General features: G+C 40.6%; 15 protein-coding genes. 5 read left to right on the top strand and 10 right to left on the bottom strand.

What is annotated here, in order from left to right; genetic code table 11:
• Positions 1-5: 5 nt before the first annotated feature.
• The 4 genes from trxA to QHT84_RS12720 form a co-directional block, all read right to left on the bottom strand.
• The gene (gene trxA, locus QHT84_RS12735; RefSeq protein ID WP_283239949.1) at positions 6-311 is read right to left on the bottom strand and encodes a thioredoxin; all 306 of its coding nucleotides are present in this window, start codon (positions 309-311) and stop codon (positions 6-8) included.
• Complete coding sequence (locus tag QHT84_RS12730) at positions 304-507, bottom strand: hypothetical protein (protein ID WP_283239948.1); 204 nt, start codon at positions 505-507, stop codon at positions 304-306. Before QHT84_RS12730 ends, trxA begins: the two co-directional genes overlap by 8 nt.
• A gap of 9 nt (positions 508-516) precedes the next feature.
• Complete coding sequence (locus QHT84_RS12725; protein WP_283239947.1) at positions 517-1,935, bottom strand: MBL fold metallo-hydrolase; 1,419 nt, start codon at positions 1,933-1,935, stop codon at positions 517-519.
• 128 nt (positions 1,936-2,063) lie between these two features.
• Complete coding sequence (locus tag QHT84_RS12720) at positions 2,064-2,696, bottom strand: Crp/Fnr family transcriptional regulator (protein ID WP_283239946.1); 633 nt, start codon at positions 2,694-2,696, stop codon at positions 2,064-2,066.
• A gap of 119 nt (positions 2,697-2,815) precedes the next feature.
• Here QHT84_RS12720 and QHT84_RS12715 point away from each other — a divergent pair, with 119 nt between their 5' ends.
• The 5 genes from QHT84_RS12715 (at position 2,816) to QHT84_RS12695 (ending at position 6,820) form a co-directional block, all read left to right on the top strand.
• Positions 2,816-3,019 (top strand): YgaP family membrane protein, encoded by a 204-nt coding sequence (locus QHT84_RS12715; RefSeq protein ID WP_283239945.1) that lies wholly within the window; start codon positions 2,816-2,818, stop codon positions 3,017-3,019.
• A 148-nt stretch (positions 3,020-3,167) separates the two neighbouring features.
• Entirely contained in the window at positions 3,168-4,721 is a 1,554-nt protein-coding gene (gene porX, locus QHT84_RS12710; protein WP_283239944.1) for a T9SS response regulator signal transducer PorX, read from the top strand.
• Between the two features lie 14 nt (positions 4,722-4,735).
• The gene (tsaE, locus tag QHT84_RS12705; protein ID WP_283239943.1) at positions 4,736-5,143 is read left to right on the top strand and encodes a tRNA (adenosine(37)-N6)-threonylcarbamoyltransferase complex ATPase subunit type 1 TsaE; all 408 of its coding nucleotides are present in this window, start codon (positions 4,736-4,738) and stop codon (positions 5,141-5,143) included.
• A gap of 45 nt (positions 5,144-5,188) precedes the next feature.
• Positions 5,189-6,382, top strand: coding sequence for an alanine dehydrogenase (locus QHT84_RS12700; protein WP_283239941.1), 1,194 nt, complete (start codon positions 5,189-5,191; stop codon positions 6,380-6,382).
• A 66-nt stretch (positions 6,383-6,448) separates the two neighbouring features.
• The gene (locus tag QHT84_RS12695) at positions 6,449-6,820 is read left to right on the top strand and encodes a DUF4258 domain-containing protein (protein WP_283239940.1); all 372 of its coding nucleotides are present in this window, start codon (positions 6,449-6,451) and stop codon (positions 6,818-6,820) included.
• Positions 6,821-6,876: 56 nt separating this feature from the next.
• Here the strand turns inward: QHT84_RS12695 and secDF are convergent, their stop codons facing one another.
• From secDF to QHT84_RS12665, 6 genes are all read right to left on the bottom strand, one after another.
• Positions 6,877-9,843, bottom strand: coding sequence for a protein translocase subunit SecDF (gene secDF, locus QHT84_RS12690; RefSeq protein ID WP_283239939.1), 2,967 nt, complete (start codon positions 9,841-9,843; stop codon positions 6,877-6,879).
• Between the two features lie 226 nt (positions 9,844-10,069).
• On the bottom strand, positions 10,070-11,005 hold the full coding sequence (mdh, locus tag QHT84_RS12685) for a malate dehydrogenase (RefSeq protein WP_283239938.1): 936 nt from the start codon (positions 11,003-11,005) through the stop codon (positions 10,070-10,072).
• 241 nt (positions 11,006-11,246) lie between these two features.
• Positions 11,247-13,187 (bottom strand): DNA topoisomerase (ATP-hydrolyzing) subunit B, encoded by a 1,941-nt coding sequence (gene gyrB, locus QHT84_RS12680; RefSeq protein ID WP_283239937.1) that lies wholly within the window; start codon positions 13,185-13,187, stop codon positions 11,247-11,249.
• Between the two features lie 185 nt (positions 13,188-13,372).
• Complete coding sequence (gene asnB, locus QHT84_RS12675) at positions 13,373-14,989, bottom strand: asparagine synthase B (protein ID WP_283239936.1); 1,617 nt, start codon at positions 14,987-14,989, stop codon at positions 13,373-13,375.
• A gap of 168 nt (positions 14,990-15,157) precedes the next feature.
• Positions 15,158-15,607: a hypothetical protein gene (locus QHT84_RS12670; RefSeq protein WP_283239935.1), complete on the bottom strand. Its 450-nt coding sequence runs from the start codon at positions 15,605-15,607 to the stop codon at positions 15,158-15,160.
• 69 nt (positions 15,608-15,676) lie between these two features.
• Positions 15,677-17,413, bottom strand: coding sequence for a TonB-dependent receptor (locus tag QHT84_RS12665; protein WP_283239934.1), 1,737 nt, complete (start codon positions 17,411-17,413; stop codon positions 15,677-15,679).
• Positions 17,414-17,421 lie beyond the last annotated feature (8 nt).

Genomic DNA, 17,421 nt, shown 5'->3' with positions numbered 1-17,421 from the left:
ATTCTTTAGTTATTGGATTTTTCGAGTATGTTTTTGATAATCTCTTCTTTGGATAACACTCCGGATTGCCGCCAAAGCTGTTTGCCGTTTTGAAACAACAGCATCGTCGGCACACCACGAACTTGTTGTGATGCCGCTAATGCTTGGTTCTTATCTACATCAATTTTGATAATGGAAACCCTATCGCCGAGATTATCTTTTACTTCTTTTAATATCGGTCCGAGCATTTGGCACGGTCCGCACCAAGTGGCGAAAAAATCAATCAACACCGGTTTGTCTGAATTGATGATTTGGTCGAAACTGCTATTCATCTTTTTGGTTTTTATAGGTTACATGACATCCGTTAGGGCCGCAACCCCAATTAAAAATGGCTTGAAATAAAAAGAAAACACCAAAGGCTATAAAAAGCCATTGCTTTGTTTCATACGCTTGAAAAAACAAAAACAAGGCAAGCGCTACTCTGAAATAACGCATTAAATGCCAATTGGAAAACAGTATTCTTTTCATTTTCAACTATTATAATAAAGTGGTCGGACAAACATAATTGGTAATCGGCAAATGGGTTAATTTGATTTCATTAAAACCTCCAATCACATCTACAAAATTATCAAATCCTCTTTGCTTTAAGATAGAAGCGGCAATCATACTGCGATAGCCGCCGGCACAATGCACTACAAAGTGTTGGTCTTTCGGAAACTCCGACATTCGTTGACTTATCTCGTTTAAAGGAATATTGATTGCGTTTACTAAGTGTTCCGAATCGTATTCGCTTTTCTTTCTGACATCGATAATCGGCGGGGCTTGAATCTCTTCTAATCGTTCTAATTCCTCGGCAGTAATTCGATTTACAGAGTCGGTTTCTTTGCCGGCATTGACCCAAGCTTCAAATCCACCTTCCAAATACCCAATAGTGTGATCGTACCCAACACGGGACAATCGAATCATGGCTTCTTCTACTTTCTCGTGATTTTCGGCAACGATTAAAATCTGCTGTTGCAAATCGGGGATTAATTCGCCCACCCACATGGCAAAGTTACTTTCCAAACCGATGTTGATGCTGTTCGGAATGAATCCTTGAGCAAAGTCAGCTGCTTTACGAGTGTCTAAAATCAATGCTTGCGTTTGATTAGCGACCATTTCAAAAGATTTGGCATCGTAAGGTTTTTGACCGCGATGCATAACGGTATCCAAACTTTCATAGCCTTGAATATTCATCAGCACGTTTTTAGGGAAATAAGCCGGAGGTGTAGTCAATCCGGTCAATAGCGCCAAAACAAATTCATCTTCCGTCATATTCGGATTTAAGGCGTAATTGGTCTTTTTCTGATTTCCCAACGTATCGGTCGTTTCTTTGCGCATCATTTTACCACAAGCACTTCCGGCACCGTGATTCGGATACACAATTAAATCATCCGATAACGGCATAATTTTTTCTCGTAACGAATGGTACAACAACCGCGCTAATTTGTCTTGCGTCAAATCGGCCACCACATGTTGCGCTAAATCCGGTCGGCCCACATCGCCTATGAATAGCGTATCTCCGGTGATAATGCCGTGTTCTTTGCCATTTTCATCTAGTATTAAATACGTGGTACTTTCCATGGTATGACCGGGCGTGTGAATGGCTTTAACTTTGCAAAGACCGACTTCAAACACCTGATTGTCTTCGGCCACCAAAGCATCAAAACCCGGTTTGGCCGTTGGTCCGTACACAATAACCGCCTTTTCCTTTTGGGCTAAATCCAAATGACCCGACACAAAATCGGCGTGGAAATGGGTTTCGAAAACGTATTTGATTTGGGCGTTGTCTTTTCGGGCGCGGTCAATGTACGGCTGCACTTCGCGCAGCGGATCAAAAATGGCCGCCTCGCCGTTTGATTCTAAATAATAAGCGGCATGAGCCAAACATCCGGTGTAAATTTGTTCTAGTTTCATGGTTCTCAGTTTTCTACCAAAAGTATCTTTTCAAGTTGGAAATTGAAATGATAATTATCAGTTGACCGGGAACAAAATTAAGAAGTAGATAAACCGTTTTCTGTATCAAAAGTTACATTGCCCGAAAACTAAGCCCGAACGAGTTCAATGGAAGCGCGATGGAGTTTGATTTTACCTTTGTTTTCCAGCGCTTTTAACAGTCGTGAAATCACTACCCTCGAGGTATGTAAATCGTACGCAATTTCCTGATGCGTGTTCTGAATAAAATCGGTTTTGTTGATTTGGGCTTTGTCTAAAAGATAATTGTACAATCGCTCATCCATATTCATAAAGGCCAAATTATCAATAGCCATCAGCATTTCTTTCAAACGGCTGTTATAACTGTTGAATACAAAGTTGCGCCAACTTTTGTATTTGCCCAGCCATTCTTCCATCTTGGCGACAGGTATCATCACCACTTCGCCTTTGGTTTCGGCCACGGCACGGATTTCACTCTTGGTTTCACCCAAACAACAAGCCATCGTCATGGCACAGGTATCGCCTTTTTCCAAAAAATACAAGAGCAGTTCCCCTTCGTCAAAATCCTCACGCAGAATTTTTATGGCGCCCGATAACAGCAGCGGCATGGTTTTGATATAATCGCCGAAATCAATCAGAATATCGCCTTCTTCAAACGTTTTCAATTGGGCGACTTGCGCAATTTCATCCAATAATTTTTCTTCAAAAATATAACCGTAACTTTCTTTCAACAGCGACAACATAATGACATGGGTTTAGCCTTGTAAATTTCGGTTAAAAATCGACATGATAAAAATCATTCCGTCGAAAAAACAAAACCACTACCTTTATCTTCTATAAACCAATAAATTACGCTATCGTCATGAAAAAAAACATGGGAACAGCAGACCGAGGCATCCGAGTAATTTTGGCTGCCGTGTTTGCTTATTTGTATTTCAGTGGCACCGTTACCGGTACTGTAAGCTATGTTTTATTAGCTTTTGCCGCTGTTTTTGTGCTTACCAGTTTGGTTGGTTTTTGCCCGTTGTACCCGTTATTGGGCATCAATACGTGTAAAACCAAATAACCCTGTTACTCTATTTAATGTGAAGAAGTGTTGTCATAGAGACAGCACTTTTTTGGTTGGGTCATTCCCAAAAGATTTCAGCATTTTATAATAATTTTAATAGTACTGCGTTTTATAAATAGTAATTTGCACCAAAATCTGGAATACTATGGACAAAATCAAAATACTTTGGGTGGATGACGAGATTGATTTGTTAAAACCTCACATCTTATTTTTAGAAAGTAAAAATTATAAAGTAACGACCTATAATAATGGCCGGGATGCTATTGACGCTTATGAAGAAGGGAATTTTGATATTGTTTTTTTAGACGAAAACATGCCCGGAATGAGCGGATTGGAAACGCTTTCGGAAATGAAAGAGAAGAAATCGTCTACGCCGATTATTATGATTACCAAAAGTGAGGAAGAATACATCATGGAAGAAGCCATCGGCTCTAAAATTGCTGATTACCTTATTAAACCGGTAAATCCGAATCAGATTTTGTTGAGCTTGAAAAAAAACCTCGACCATTCGCGATTGATATCGGAGAAAACCACCTTAGATTACCAAAAAGAATTCCGAAAAATTGCAATGGAATTGGCCATGGTCAATCATTATGAAGACTGGATAGAACTGTATAAAAAACTATTGTTTTGGGAGTTGGAATTGGATAGCATTAATGACCAAAGCATGATTGAAATTTTGGAGAGCCAAAAAGTAGAAGCCAATGTGCAATTTGGTAAGTTCATCGAGCGTAATTATGAAGATTGGTTTTCATCCAAAGGTGAAAAACCGGTGATGTCGCATACCCTTTTCAGAGAATTGGTGGTGCCCGAATTGGTCAAAAAAGACAAGCCTGTTCTTTTTGTTGTCATCGACAACTTGCGCTACGATCAGTGGAAAGCCATTGAAAACGTAGTGGGCAATCATTACAAATTGGAAAAAGAAATCCCTTATTTTGCCAGTTTGCCTACTGCTACGCAGTATGCCCGAAACGCTATTTTCTCGGGATTGACACCGTTGGAGATGGAGAAACAATTCCCGCAATATTGGAAAAATGATGTAGAGGACGGTGGTAAGAATTTGTATGAAGCCGAATTTTTAACCGCACATTTAAAACGATTGGGATTGAATATCAAACAAGACTATTTTAAAATCACCAATTTGGCCGGCGGCAAAAAACTGGCCGACAACTTCAAAGCACTCAAAGACAATCAACTGGTTACTGTAGTATACAACTTTGTCGATATGTTGTCGCACGCTAAAACCGAAATGGAGGTGGTGAAAGAATTGGCCTCAGACGATAAAGCATATCGCTCGCTCACATCGAGTTGGTTCAAAAATTCTCCGTTATTGGAAATTATTCAACAAGCGCAAAAACTGGGCTTTAAGTTAATCTTGACCACCGATCACGGAACGATTAACGTAAAGAATCCGTCTAAGGTAATTGGCGACAAAAACACCAGTTTGAACTTGCGCTACAAAACCGGTCGCAGTTTGACCTACGAAGACAAAGATGTATATGCGGTGAAAGATCCGAAGAAAATTGGATTACCGGCAATAAACATGAGCAGTTCGTATATATTTGCCAAGAATGATTTATTTTTGGCCTATGTAAACAACTACAATCATTATGTGAGTTACTATCGCAATACGTACCAACACGGTGGTATTTCTTTAGAAGAAATGATTGTGCCGTTTTTAGTGTTTAATCCGAAATAGTCCAACCTATTCTAATGGAAATTATCTTTTCACTTGACGAAATACAAGAAGTTGCCAAAAAAATCATAGCCGAAAACCCAAATAAAGTCATTGTTTTTAACGGTCCGATGGGTGTCGGCAAAACCACATTAATCAAAGCATTAGCTAAAGAGTTGGGCGTAATGGATGCTACGAGTAGTCCGACTTTTGCCTTGGTGAACGAATATCACGCAGGCGGCCAATCCAAAGTGTATCATTTTGATGTTTATCGTTTGAAATCGGAAGCCGAAGCTTTAGACATGGGTATTGATGAATACTTGTATTCAGGGCAATGGTGTTTTATCGAATGGGCCGAAAAAATTCCGAATCTCTTACCGGAACGCTATAGCAAAATAACACTCCAAATAGCCGCGGATGGTAAAAGACACCTCCGATTGATATAACTTAGATAAAATTTTGTAATTTGGTTCTAAATTCAGTCTAGCGTCATGTCGTTAACCCCGTTTACCAAACAACAACTTTTACCTCAAGAGGAAAAATTAGAGATTTATCGTCATAAGAGCGAGCTCTTTATCGGGATTCCCAAAGAAACTTCTTATCAGGAAAGACGTATTTGTCTCACACCCGATGCGGTGAATTCATTAACCTCTCACGGTCATAAAGTGATGATTGAATCGGGTGCCGGCTTAAGCTCGAGTTATACGGATAAAGAATTCAGCGATGCCGGAGCGACCATTACCAAAGACACCAAAAAGGTCTTCAGTTGTCCGATGATTTTAAAGGTAGAACCGTTAACCATGGAAGAAATTGCCCTGGTAAACACCGGCGCTATCGTAATATCAGCCATACAACTCAAAACCCGAAAAAAAGAATACTTTGAAGCCTTATCTAAAAAAAAGGTTACGGCTCTAGCTTTCGAATACATCAAAGACGAAGACGGTTCGTATCCGGCCGTAAAGTCGCTGAGCGAAATTGCCGGTACAGCCTCTGTTTTAATCGCCGCCGAATTGATGATTAACAACGAATTCGGCAAAGGATTACTGTTGGGCAACATAACCGGAGTACCTCCCACCGATGTTGTTATTTTGGGTGCGGGAACCGTAGGGGAATTTGCTGCCAAAACTGCCTTGGGATTAGGAGCCAGCGTTAAAGTATTTGACAATTCAATCACCAAATTACGCCGCTTACAAAACAATTTAAATCAACGTATATTCACCTCTACCATACAACCTAAATCTTTACTAAAAGCACTCCGCCGTTGTGATGTGGCCATTGGTGCCATGCGCGGCAAAGACCGCTGTCCGGTTGTGGTAACGGAAACCATGGTAGAACATATGAAAAAAGGGGCTGTGATTGTAGATGTGAGTATCGATACCGGAGGTTGCTTTGAAACCTCGGAAGTGACCACACACGAATCACCTACCTTTATCAAAAACAATATTATTCATTATTGCGTGCCCAATATACCGTCGCGCTACTCCAAAACTGCCTCGCTTTCCATTAGCAACATTATTACACCCTATTTGCTACAAATAGCGGAAGACGGCGGTATCGAAAGTGCCATCCGCTGCAACAAAGGATTAAAAAACGGGGTTTATCTTTACCACGGCATTTTAACCAACAAAGCCATTGGCGATTGGTTTAATTTACCGGACAACGACATCAATCTGATTGTTTTCTAAAATAAATCGGGTTTTCCCTGTACCGTATCTCTAACATTGATTATTTTTACCGAAAAATAAATACTCATGAAATTTTACCAACGATTAGCCTACTATTTAGTAGGATTTGTCATTGGGATGTTTTTTGTGGTCTTGGTGCTTAGCGGCAAAGATACACGGTGTAATTACTTCCCCAATGCGAGAGTTTTAAACGATATTCGGAACAAACCTTTTCACTACGACAGTATCGCCAGCCAACAAATGAGTCAACGCGGCATCAGCAAAGAAGATCTTAAAAACATACTCACTAATGGCGATGTCGATTTTGATTTGAGCAACAAACCCAAAGAAGGCGGCAAACTTTACATCATCACCGGAAAAAGCAAAGCCAATCAAGATATTACTGTTGAGATTATCAATTATTCCGACAAGGCCGTTTTAAAAAACATCCGGAAATAAATAATAAAAAAAGGGTTGTCAAATGACAACCCTTTTTTATGTTTGAAAAATACTGATTATTGTCCTTTGTGACGGTTTTCAATTTCTTCAATATCCTTTTTGCTTACACTGTCAACCAAGATTGGTGTCGCAATAAATAACGAAGAATACGTACCTACAACAATACCCACCAACATGGCGAAGATAAAGCCTCGGATCGAATCGCCACCAAACACAAACATGATTAACAATACTAAAATCATCGTTAATGAAGTATTGATAGTTCTGGATAAGGTAGTATTAATAGAGGCATTTACCACATCTTTAAAGCTTCCTTTGATATTTCCGGCCAAGAATTCACGAACCCTGTCGAATACAATTACGGTATCATTCATCGAATAACCGATAACCGTCAGAATGGCCGCAATAAAGTGCTGGTCCATTTCCATATGGAAAGGCATGTATTTGTACAACAATGAGTATAGTCCTAAAACGAAAATAACGTCGTGGAATACCGCCGCAATCGCACCTAAGGAATACTGCCATTTTCGGAAAGAAATTACCAAGTACAAACCAACTACCAACATCGCTCCGATAACTGCCCAGAAAGAGTTGGTTTTGATATCGGCAGAAATAGCAGCCCCAACTTTAGACGCTTGCAATACACCGATTTTTTTTCCGTCGAAAGTATTGATGAATTTTTCATATGTCATGTCGGCACCGAAATATTGTTTCAAGCCTTCATACAACTTCATGTTTACTTCTTTATCTACTTCAACACCTTCTTCTTTAATTTTGTATTTGGTCGTAATTTTCAACTGATTGTCTTCACCGAAAACTTTGGCTTCTACCGAAGTTCCGAAAGCAGCGGACAATTCTTCAGATACTTTGCTCGACTCAACCGGTTTTTCAAATTTAACCTGGAATGTTCTTCCTCCCACAAAGTCAACACCTTCATCCAAACCATTGAAATAGAAAGAAACACAACTTCCGATAACCACTAAGGTAGAGAAAACATAAGAGAATTTCTTAATACCGATGAAATCGAAGTGGAAACCGGTAAACCAATTTTTAGTCAAATTGGTAGCAAACATCAAACTTCTGTTCTTCGCAATATCTCTGTCAATAAAGATTCGGGCAATAAAAATAGAAGTGAATAATGAGGTAAAAATACCAATCAATAAGGTTAACGCAAATCCTTTAATTGGTCCGGTTCCGAAGGTATATAAAATAGCACCGGTTAACACGTGGGTTACGTTGGCGTCAATAATAGAACGCATCGCACCTTTCCAACCGTATGAGGCTACAACAGCATCGGCCAACGATTTGCCGTCTCTGAGTTCTTCTTTAGCCCTTTCATAAATAATAATGTTCGCATCTACTGCTGTTCCTAAGGTTAAAACGATACCTGCAATACCCGGTAACGTTAATACGAAACCAAAGCTGGCCATTACCCCAAACAAGAACAATAAGTTTAACAACAAAGCCGCATTAGCATACCAACCGGCTCTTCCGTAGTAGAATACCATCCACAAACAAACCAATAGGAAACCAACAATCGATGAAATTAAACCGGCATGAATAGCAATTTCTCCCAAAGAAGGCCCAACCACTTCCGATTGAACAATTTCTGCAGTAGCAGGTAATTTACCGGCTCTTAACACGTTCGCTAAGTCTTTGGTTTCAGCCACTGTAAAGTTCCCGGTAATGATGGATCTTCCTCCGGCAATCGGACCACTGGTTACGCCCGGTGCAGAATATACTACATCATCTAAAGCAATGGCGATACATGTTTTTTGTGAAAACGCCTTACCGGTCATTTCTTCCCACGTTTTAGCTCCGGCACCATTCATTTGCATTTCAACAGATGGTTTACCCATTTGATCAAAGGAATCCATAGCATCAACAATAACACCGCCACTTAACGGCGCAATATCGTCTCTGTTGCTCTTTAGAGCATACAAATCCACTCTTGACGTTTCTTTTTTGGTTTTTTCATCTACCGAAACTACCGGTTTACCCCAAACTAATTTAACATACCTCTTGTCGGCAGGTAATAACGAACGAATTTCCGGTCTTTTGAAATAACTATTGATAACCGCTGTATCTTTTGGAGCTGCAAAACCTAAAATCGGTCCGCCCGGACTCAATATTAATTTGTCAAACAATGGATTATTTCCTTTTTTGGCAACCGCAGAATCACTGTCTTTATCAGTCAATAATTTACTGATAGAATCAGTCGCTTTGGCTGTTTCTTCTTGTACATTCTCCGTCTTCACGGTAGCTTTTAACGAGTTGTTGGCTGCACTCAAGAAATTGGTGAAATCCATACCGTTGTAGGCTTCCCAAAATTCCAATTCGGCTTTACTTGATACTAATTTTTTAATACGGTCTACATCTTTAGCACCCGGTAATTCAATCAAGATTCTTCCGGTTTGCCCTAATTTAGCAATGTTAGGTTGTGTTACCCCGAATTTATCGATACGACTTCTCAATACGCCAAAAGCCGACTCAACCGACTCATCTACTTTTTTAGCCAATACTTTTTTCACCTGCTCATCAGTCATGTTGAAATCAATTTCACCTTGCAGATTTCGGTTGGCAAAAATATCAGGAGAAGCTAACTTGGTAGATCCTTTGATAGCGTCAAATGCTTCAAAAAAGGCATCGAAGTACGATTGATTTCCTCTTTGATTTCTAGTAGCATCTTCCAAAGCTTTGTTAAATACCGGATTCTTAGAGTTATTAGACAACTGCTTCAACACGTCTTTAACCGATATTTGAAGGGTTACGTTGATACCGCCTTCAAGGTCAAGCCCTTTATTGATTTGCTTGTCTTTTACTTCATCATAGGTAAAGAAGTCAAGAAATACTTTTTCTTTTCCTATCGAATCAAGATATTTGATTTCCTTCTCCGGATTTCCTCCGGCGAAAGTTTTGGCGTCATCTTTTACTTTATTGGCCACAAACGTGAACGAAAGTTGGTAGATACTTACCAAGGCAAATAAAATTGCGAAAAATTTAACTAGTCCTTTATTCTGCATTATTACTAAAAATTAATTAATTCTGGGTTATGTTCACTTCACAAAAAAGCAAAAAATGTTGAAATTCAAAACGTTATAACCTAAAGTATTGAATTTACAACCATTCCGTTTTTTACGAAACGTGCAAATATATAATTATCGATAAGATTAACCAATATTTTCTCGATTAATATCAAAAAAAAAGACTGCAAAATTTGCAGCCTTTTTAGAGTCTTACCTATATATATTATCCCAAATGAGATTTTAGGTCGTTATTCATGTTGCGAACCGCATCGGCACTCTTGGCAAACAACGCTTTTTCAGCATCATTCAACTGAATATCCACGATGCTTTCCACACCGTTTTTACCAATAATACAAGGCACTCCGATACAAATATCGTTTTGTCCGTATTCGCCTTCCAAATATACGGAACACGGAATCATTTTTTGTTGGTCATTCAAAATAGCATCCACCAAATAGGCCACCGAAGCACCCGGTGCATACCAAGCCGAAGTACCTAACAAAGCGGTTAAGGTAGCTCCGCCCACCATAGTATCAGCCGCTACTTTAGCCAAAGCTTCTTCGGATAAAAATTGAGAAACCGGCACACCGTTGTACGAAGCCAAACGGGTTAACGGAATCATAGTGGTATCGCCGTGACCGCCAATAACCATACCTTGAATATCGTTCGCCGGCTTGTCTAAAGCCAATGATAAATAGGTTTTAAAACGAGAGCTGTCGAGTGTTCCACCCATACCGATGATACGGTTTTTAGGCAAGCCTAACGATTTGTAGGCCAAATACGTCATCGTATCCATAGGGTTCGATACAATCACAAAAATGGCATTCGGCGAGTGTTTCAACAAACTCTCCGCAACGCCTTTTACAATGCCGGCATTAATACCGATTAATTCTTCACGTGTCATTCCGGGTTTTCTCGGCACACCCGATGTAATCACTACTACATCACTACCTGCAGTTTTCGCGTAGTCGTTAGTACTTCCGATTACTTTGGTATTAAACCCTAACGTGGTTTGCGTTTGCGTAATATCCAACGCTTTTCCTTCTGCAAAACCTTCTCTGATGTCAACCAGCACAATTTCGCTGGCAATTCTTCTGTAAGCAATCGCATCGGCACAAGTAGCACCTACGTTTCCTGCTCCTACAATGGTAACTTTCATTTGTTTTATCTAATTTTAAGGCCGCAGCCCTTTCCGACTGCGAGTGTTGTTTGTTTCTTTTTTTTGGGAGCTGTTTCCCGCTTTCCGTTACAATCTTTTTTAGTTTGTGAGCAAACCAAAAAAGGATTTTCGCTTCAATCGGGGCTATGGCTCTTGTGTTATATTCAACTCTATTTGAAAATTTTAAAATACCTGAAGCCCACCGGGCTTCCTCCTCTTAATATCAAATAATCGGGGCTAGTTACGCATCGATTTTAGCGTACACCGCGTTTTTCTCAATGAACTCTCTGCGCGGCGGTACCTCATCACCCATCAACATCGAGAAAATACGATCGGCTTCAGCCAAACTCTCAATAGTAACCTGACGCAAGGTTCTGAAATTCGGGTCCATCGTGGTTTCCCACAACTGCTCCGCATTCATTTCACCCAAACCTTTGTAGCGTTGGATACTTACACCGCCACCCATTTGTTGCGAAATCATGTCGCGCTGGTCATCATTCCAGGCGTATTCTTTTTTATTTCCTTTTTTCACCATGTACAATGGCGGAGAAGCAATGTATACGTGTCCGGCTTCAATCAAATCTTTCATAAAGCGAAAGAAGAATGTCAAAATCAAGGTCGAAATGTGACTACCGTCCACGTCGGCATCCGTCATGATAATCACTTTGTGGTAACGCAGTTTTTCTAAGTTCAAGGCTTTGGAATCTTCTTCGGTTCCGATAGTTACACCAAGCGCCGTAAAAATATTTCGAATTTCTTCGTTTTCAAATACTTTGTGGTGCATCGCTTTTTCCACATTTAAAATCTTACCGCGCAACGGTAAAATGGCTTGGAAATTACGGTCGCGACCTTGTTTGGCCGTTCCGCCCGCGGAATCTCCCTCTACTAAGTACACTTCACATTTGGCCGGATCTTGCTCGGAACAATCCGATAATTTCCCCGGTAAACCACCACCACCTAATACGGTTTTGCGTTGTACCATTTCACGCGCTTTCTTGGCCGCATGACGCGCCTGAGCCGCTAAAATAACCTTCTGTACAATGATTTTGGCATCGTTCGGGTTTTCTTCCAAATAATTCTCGAGCATTTCGGCTACCGCTTGCGATACCGGAGAAACCACCTCACGGTTCCCCAATTTGGTTTTGGTTTGACCTTCAAATTGCGGCTCAGCTACTTTTACCGAGATAATGGCAGTTAATCCTTCACGGAAATCATCTCCCGAAATTTCAAATTTTAATTTTTCCAACAAGCCCGAAGCATCGGCATATTTTTTCAAGGTACGGGTCAACCCCATTCGGAATCCTTGCAAATGCGTTCCGCCTTCGTGCGTGTTGATATTGTTTACATAAGAGAAAATATTCTCAGAATAACTTTCGTTGTAAATCAAAGCCACCTCTACCGGAACCTCTCCTTTTTCGTTCTCCATCGAAATCACATGACCGATAATCGGAATACGATTGCCGTCTAAGAACTTGACAAACTCTTTCAATCCTTCTTTCGAATGAAATGTTTCGCCTTCGAATTCTCCGTTTTCTTTGGTGTGTCTTTTATCGGTTAACGTAATGGTGATGCCTTTATTCAAAAAAGACAACTCACGCATACGTGCCGCTAAGGTATCATAGGAGTATTCTAAAGTTTGCGTAAAAATCGTACCGTCGGGTTTAAAAGTCACTACCGTTCCTCTTTTAGACGTTTCGCCGATTTGTTTTACCGGATACAACGCTTTTCCTCGCTCGTATTCTTGTTCCCAAATTTTCCCTTCACGATGAACTGTAGCACGCAAATGATCGGAAAGCGCATTCACACACGAAACACCAACCCCGTGCAACCCACCGGAAACTTTATAGGAATCTTTGTCAAACTTACCTCCGGCTCCGATTTTGGTCATAACCACCTCTAAGGCTGAAACGCCTTCTTTCTTGTGCATGTCTACCGGAATACCGCGACCGTTGTCTTCAACGGTAATAGAATTATCTTCGTTTATCGTGACTGTGATGGTATCACAATGTCCGGCCAAAGCTTCGTCAATAGAGTTGTCTACTACTTCGTAAACCAAGTGATGCAAACCTCTGACTCCCGTATCTCCAATGTACATGGACGGACGCATTCTTACGTGCTCCATTCCTTCTAACGCCTGAATACTGTCGGCCGAATAATTGTTCTTTTTAATCTCTTCGCTCATATAAATTTATCGTAAAAAATGTATTTTTTGTCTAACACGCAAATATATAAAAACGACCCCGATTTCCTATTGAAAAACAGTCGTAAAAGCCTTAAGTTATTAACATTTTTAGGATGATTTCAACAAAAAAACGCCCGCCAAAAATGACGGACGTTCTTTAACAAACAAACTAAACTTCAATTCAATCAGGCTACAACCCCTGACTTTGCGATTTCAACATCCGCTTGCACGTGAGCCGCGTTGGCTCGACCGCTCGGATCTTGATTTTCTTGCCATTTCGGTATCCATTTTCGAACGGTTTGCGCCGCACTCGTTTGTGGATAGTATTTATGGAAAATAGTTCTGTAATAATAGGCTTCTTTGGTCACCGGAGTGTTATACGGATATAGCGTGGCCGCCTGCTCCATTTGTTCATCGGTTACTTGAGAAGCGCAATACTCGATGAGCGTATCAATCCAACGGTACCCTACGCCATCGGAAAACTGTTCTTTTTGACGCCATAATACTTCTTGGGGAAGATAGGGCTGTTCCGGCGTATCAAAAGCTTTTCGAAGGATGTATTTCTCTCGGCCCCCATAGGTTTTAGGCAATTTTTCTTCGCCTTTGATTTTCATGGCTACATCGAGAAAGTCTTTGTCCAAAAACGGTACTCGGGCTTCTAAGCCGTGCGCCATCGTCGATTTGTCAGCACGCAATAAATCGGCTGTAAACAGCTTTTGTACGCGTTCAATGGTTTCTTTGGTAAAATCTTCGGTTGTCGGCGCGTTTCTGAAATACAGATAGCCGCCAAACACCTCATCGGCACCTTCCCCTGATAAAACCACTTTGATGCCCAAATCGGTAATGGCTTTCGACAAAAAATACATGGGTGTACTGGCACGTACGGAAGTCACATCGTAGGTTTCCAAATGCCAAATTAATTTATCCAACACTTCGATTCCTTGATCTATGGTAAAATGTACTTCGTGATGTTTCGTTCCTAAAAACGCGGCCACCTTTCGAGCTGCAATGGCATCAGGCGCTTCCTGATCCAATCCGATAGAAAAGGAATGCAGTTCTTTGCCCTTATCTTGTAACAATCGAGCCGCAATGGAAGAGGTTAGCGACGAATCTAATCCGCCCGATAACAACACCCCTATAGGCACATCACTCATCAATCGCTTACGCGTGGCTTCGGTCAAGGCTTCTCGCAAGAGCGCATAATCAACTTCGGCATCACATTTTTTATAATCTTCATACTCGGGCGTGTAGTATTTCACAAAACCGGTTTCGGCGGTGTAATAATGGCCCGGGGGAAAGGTGGAAAAGGTTTTACATTGGTCGGCAATCGGTTTCATTTCGGAAGCAAAATACATCCGTCCTCTGTCGTCCATACCGTAATACAACGGTTTTACGCCCAGCGGATCGCGTCCGGCGATGTAATCGTCACCATCCACCACCACAAAAGCAAAATCGCCGTCGAGCATGTGAACAAAATCGTATCCGAATTTTTCATACAAATGCACAATTACCTCTGAATCGGATTTGGAACGAAACACATGATCTTTTAAAACCGTATCACGCAATTCCTGGTGGTTGTATATTTCACCATTATGAACCATCCATGCAGTCGAACAGCCTTGAATAGGTTGTCTGCCGGAATGCAAATCGATAATAGACAATCGCTCATGACTTAAAATATGTCCGTTTTCGGTAACATGCATATCACTTTCATCGGGTCCGCGATGCGACATTCGTTTAGACAATTGCTTCACCAATTGCTCGTCTTTTCCCTTTCCTATAATGGCTAATATTCCGCACATAATCTTAATTTTACTTCTTTCATTTATTTGATGAAGCAAAAATGATTATATTGATTTTAATTGAAAACTTAAAACAAAGTATTGATTTTAATTTTAAATTAAATATAGAATATTACGAAAAATATGAAACTAAAAAAGTGGCAGATATACGTTTGAAGTTAAAAATTGTTAATCGATGCTTTCAATAAGGTAGTCTTTCCCGTTAACAGCGATAACTGTTCCTGCCGGATTACCCATTAATTGACGGCCTAAAGGCGATTGTGGTGAAAGTGCAAATACACTTTTACCATTGACAACGATTTTAGGCAAGGCCGTACTCACAAAAAGCCACATCCCGTTGGCTCGTACCAAGCTACCCAAAGCTACTTTTTGATGCGATGCCGTAGGATCAATTTTATTCAAAACGGCTTTTTGATTCAGAATTTCTTGGAGCTTGTGGTTGAGTTTCTCCTGCTCTAAATGCATCATCGACAAAGCCGTTTCGTGTTTGTCTCCGGCCGAACCTTTGGCATCATTCTGTGCATCTTCGGTTAAGCCTGCAATCATATCCTGAAAGACATCTATTCGGTCTTGAACTAACTCTTGGTAACGGGAATACACCTCTCCTTTGAAAGTCATATACGCAGTATAAAAAAATCCTGTAGCGCAAAGGTAACGCTACAGGATTGTTATGGGCATTAAAAAAGTTTAAAAATCGAATTTATAACTGGCTCCGGCCATTACCTGAATGCCTTGCACCGGATAATTCAACCAACGTTGATAATCTTGGTTGGCCAAATTGTTTCCTTTTAAAAAGAAGGTCAGACGCTCGTTGTGTTTGTAACCTAAATGGGCATTCAAATCAAAATAACTGTCAAGTGTGGCATTCACAATCGGATAGTCGATTAAAATAGAGCTGCGGATAAATTGATCTTTTCGTTCGCCTACAAAAAATACTTTGGCACCGGCATACCATTTAGGCGTGATATTCACATCCAAACTGGTTCCAATGCTGATTCCCGGTAAATTCCACGCTTCTTTTTGGATATCCATCGAGTAACTCGAGAACGTACCGTTGATTCCGAAAGTAACATTTTTAGAAAAATCGGCTTTCAACTCCCCGAAAAAGCTGATGGTTTTTACATTATCATACACTACATCAAAAGAATTGCCATAGGCATACCCATCGGTATTGGCACTACTTTCATCGTAGCCATTACTTTTAAACAACGGTTTGTTTTCTTCATTCAAATACGAAGCTCTGATGTTATAACTCACACTATTAGCTAGTTTTCCTTTTAATCCGGCATACACATCAAATTTTTGATCGGTCGGCGCTACGGCTAACGTTGGCGATACAAAGAAATTTTCCTGTACAAAATCGCGATAGGAATTTTGCTTCAAGCCACCTTCGATTCCGGCATAAAAAATCATTAAATCACCCACTACTTTATACGAACCGGTCACTTGCGGATAGATAAAGAATTTGCTTTCTCCGGCTTCCTGCGCAGCACTGTAAAAGAATCCGACACCCGCATTAACGGTTAAATCGTCTTTCTTAATCACGACACTCGGTTGAAAACCCACATTGGTAAAACCATATTTAAACGAAGCGCCTCCGTAATAGGTTTGATCAAATGTGCCGCTGATGTAGTCCAACACAAAATCGGCTTTTATTTTTTCTTTTACAATATCAAACGCCAAAGAAGGCTTAGCTACAAAACGATTTTCGGCCGAACCGAAAGCATCCCAAAAGCGACTGAATTTAATCGAGCTTTCTTTTAAGAAACTATCCCCTAAACCCAATCTTCCGCCTAAATACAACGTATGATAGGTTTGTTGCTCGTCGATACCGTCAATGGTGGCATCAGACAATGTTCCTGGAAATATACCGTACCAATTGTAAACTTGGTTTTGGTAGCCAACATCAGCATTCCAAGTCATCGTTTTGGTTCGGCTTCCATACGTTAGATCTAAAGCCGTATTCAAGAATTTATCGTCCAACACTACATCATTAATGCCGCCTTGCGTGGAATTGTGGCGCAACATCCCTCCAAAATAATCGGTATTGCTCACGTTTTGTGTCACAAATAACTCGGCGTTTATGGTACCGTAATTTCCGGCCGCTAAGGTTAGGTAATTGCTAAAAATTTTCTCGGCGGGTTCTTTATCCACATTTGCCGCTTTGCCTTTGGCCGGTGCAAAAGTAGACGCTACCGGAAAAGAAAAAATATTGTACTGGATGTTTTCTTTGCGCTGGGTTTCTTCATCATCCAAAGAAGGTGTTTCTTTTACTTTAAAAGCATCTGAAATGGTCGGCGTATAAGGTTTCACCACATTCACCACTTCGGTACCGATGTTGTCATTTGTTTTTTGAGAAAAGGCCTTGGGCAAGCCAATCAAAAATAGTATGGTTGTGAGCGTATAGTGCACTGTCTTGTTCATGGGAATCA

The sequence above is a fragment of the Flavobacterium sedimenticola genome, assembly GCF_030053345.1.
In the GTDB taxonomy this organism is placed as follows: Bacteria; Bacteroidota; Bacteroidia; order Flavobacteriales; family Flavobacteriaceae; genus Flavobacterium; species Flavobacterium sedimenticola.
The sequence above is the reverse complement of the archived record's forward strand: the minus strand, read 5'-3'. Positions and strand labels throughout refer to the sequence as shown.

What these genes read in the sequence shown, in the direction of transcription:
- gyrB (WP_283239937.1), bottom strand. Translation starts at nt 13,187, where the DNA reads ATGAGCGAAGAGATTAAAAAGAACAATTATTCGGCCGACAGTATTCAG.
- QHT84_RS12725 (WP_283239947.1), bottom strand. Translation starts at nt 1,935, where the DNA reads ATGAAACTAGAACAAATTTACACCGGATGTTTGGCTCATGCCGCTTAT.
- QHT84_RS12700 (WP_283239941.1), top strand. Translation starts at nt 5,189, where the DNA reads ATGTCGTTAACCCCGTTTACCAAACAACAACTTTTACCTCAAGAGGAA.
- QHT84_RS12720 (WP_283239946.1), bottom strand. Translation starts at nt 2,696, where the DNA reads ATGTTGTCGCTGTTGAAAGAAAGTTACGGTTATATTTTTGAAGAAAAA.
- secDF (WP_283239939.1), bottom strand. Translation starts at nt 9,843, where the DNA reads ATGCAGAATAAAGGACTAGTTAAATTTTTCGCAATTTTATTTGCCTTG.
- trxA (WP_283239949.1), bottom strand. Translation starts at nt 311, where the DNA reads ATGAATAGCAGTTTCGACCAAATCATCAATTCAGACAAACCGGTGTTG.
- mdh (WP_283239938.1), bottom strand. Translation starts at nt 11,005, where the DNA reads ATGAAAGTTACCATTGTAGGAGCAGGAAACGTAGGTGCTACTTGTGCC.
- QHT84_RS12695 (WP_283239940.1), top strand. Translation starts at nt 6,449, where the DNA reads ATGAAATTTTACCAACGATTAGCCTACTATTTAGTAGGATTTGTCATT.
- asnB (WP_283239936.1), bottom strand. Translation starts at nt 14,989, where the DNA reads ATGTGCGGAATATTAGCCATTATAGGAAAGGGAAAAGACGAGCAATTG.
- QHT84_RS12730 (WP_283239948.1), bottom strand. Translation starts at nt 507, where the DNA reads ATGAAAAGAATACTGTTTTCCAATTGGCATTTAATGCGTTATTTCAGA.
- QHT84_RS12715 (WP_283239945.1), top strand. Translation starts at nt 2,816, where the DNA reads ATGAAAAAAAACATGGGAACAGCAGACCGAGGCATCCGAGTAATTTTG.
- QHT84_RS12670 (WP_283239935.1), bottom strand. Translation starts at nt 15,607, where the DNA reads ATGACTTTCAAAGGAGAGGTGTATTCCCGTTACCAAGAGTTAGTTCAA.
- porX (WP_283239944.1), top strand. Translation starts at nt 3,168, where the DNA reads ATGGACAAAATCAAAATACTTTGGGTGGATGACGAGATTGATTTGTTA.
- tsaE (WP_283239943.1), top strand. Translation starts at nt 4,736, where the DNA reads ATGGAAATTATCTTTTCACTTGACGAAATACAAGAAGTTGCCAAAAAA.
- QHT84_RS12665 (WP_283239934.1), bottom strand. Translation starts at nt 17,413, where the DNA reads ATGAACAAGACAGTGCACTATACGCTCACAACCATACTATTTTTGATT.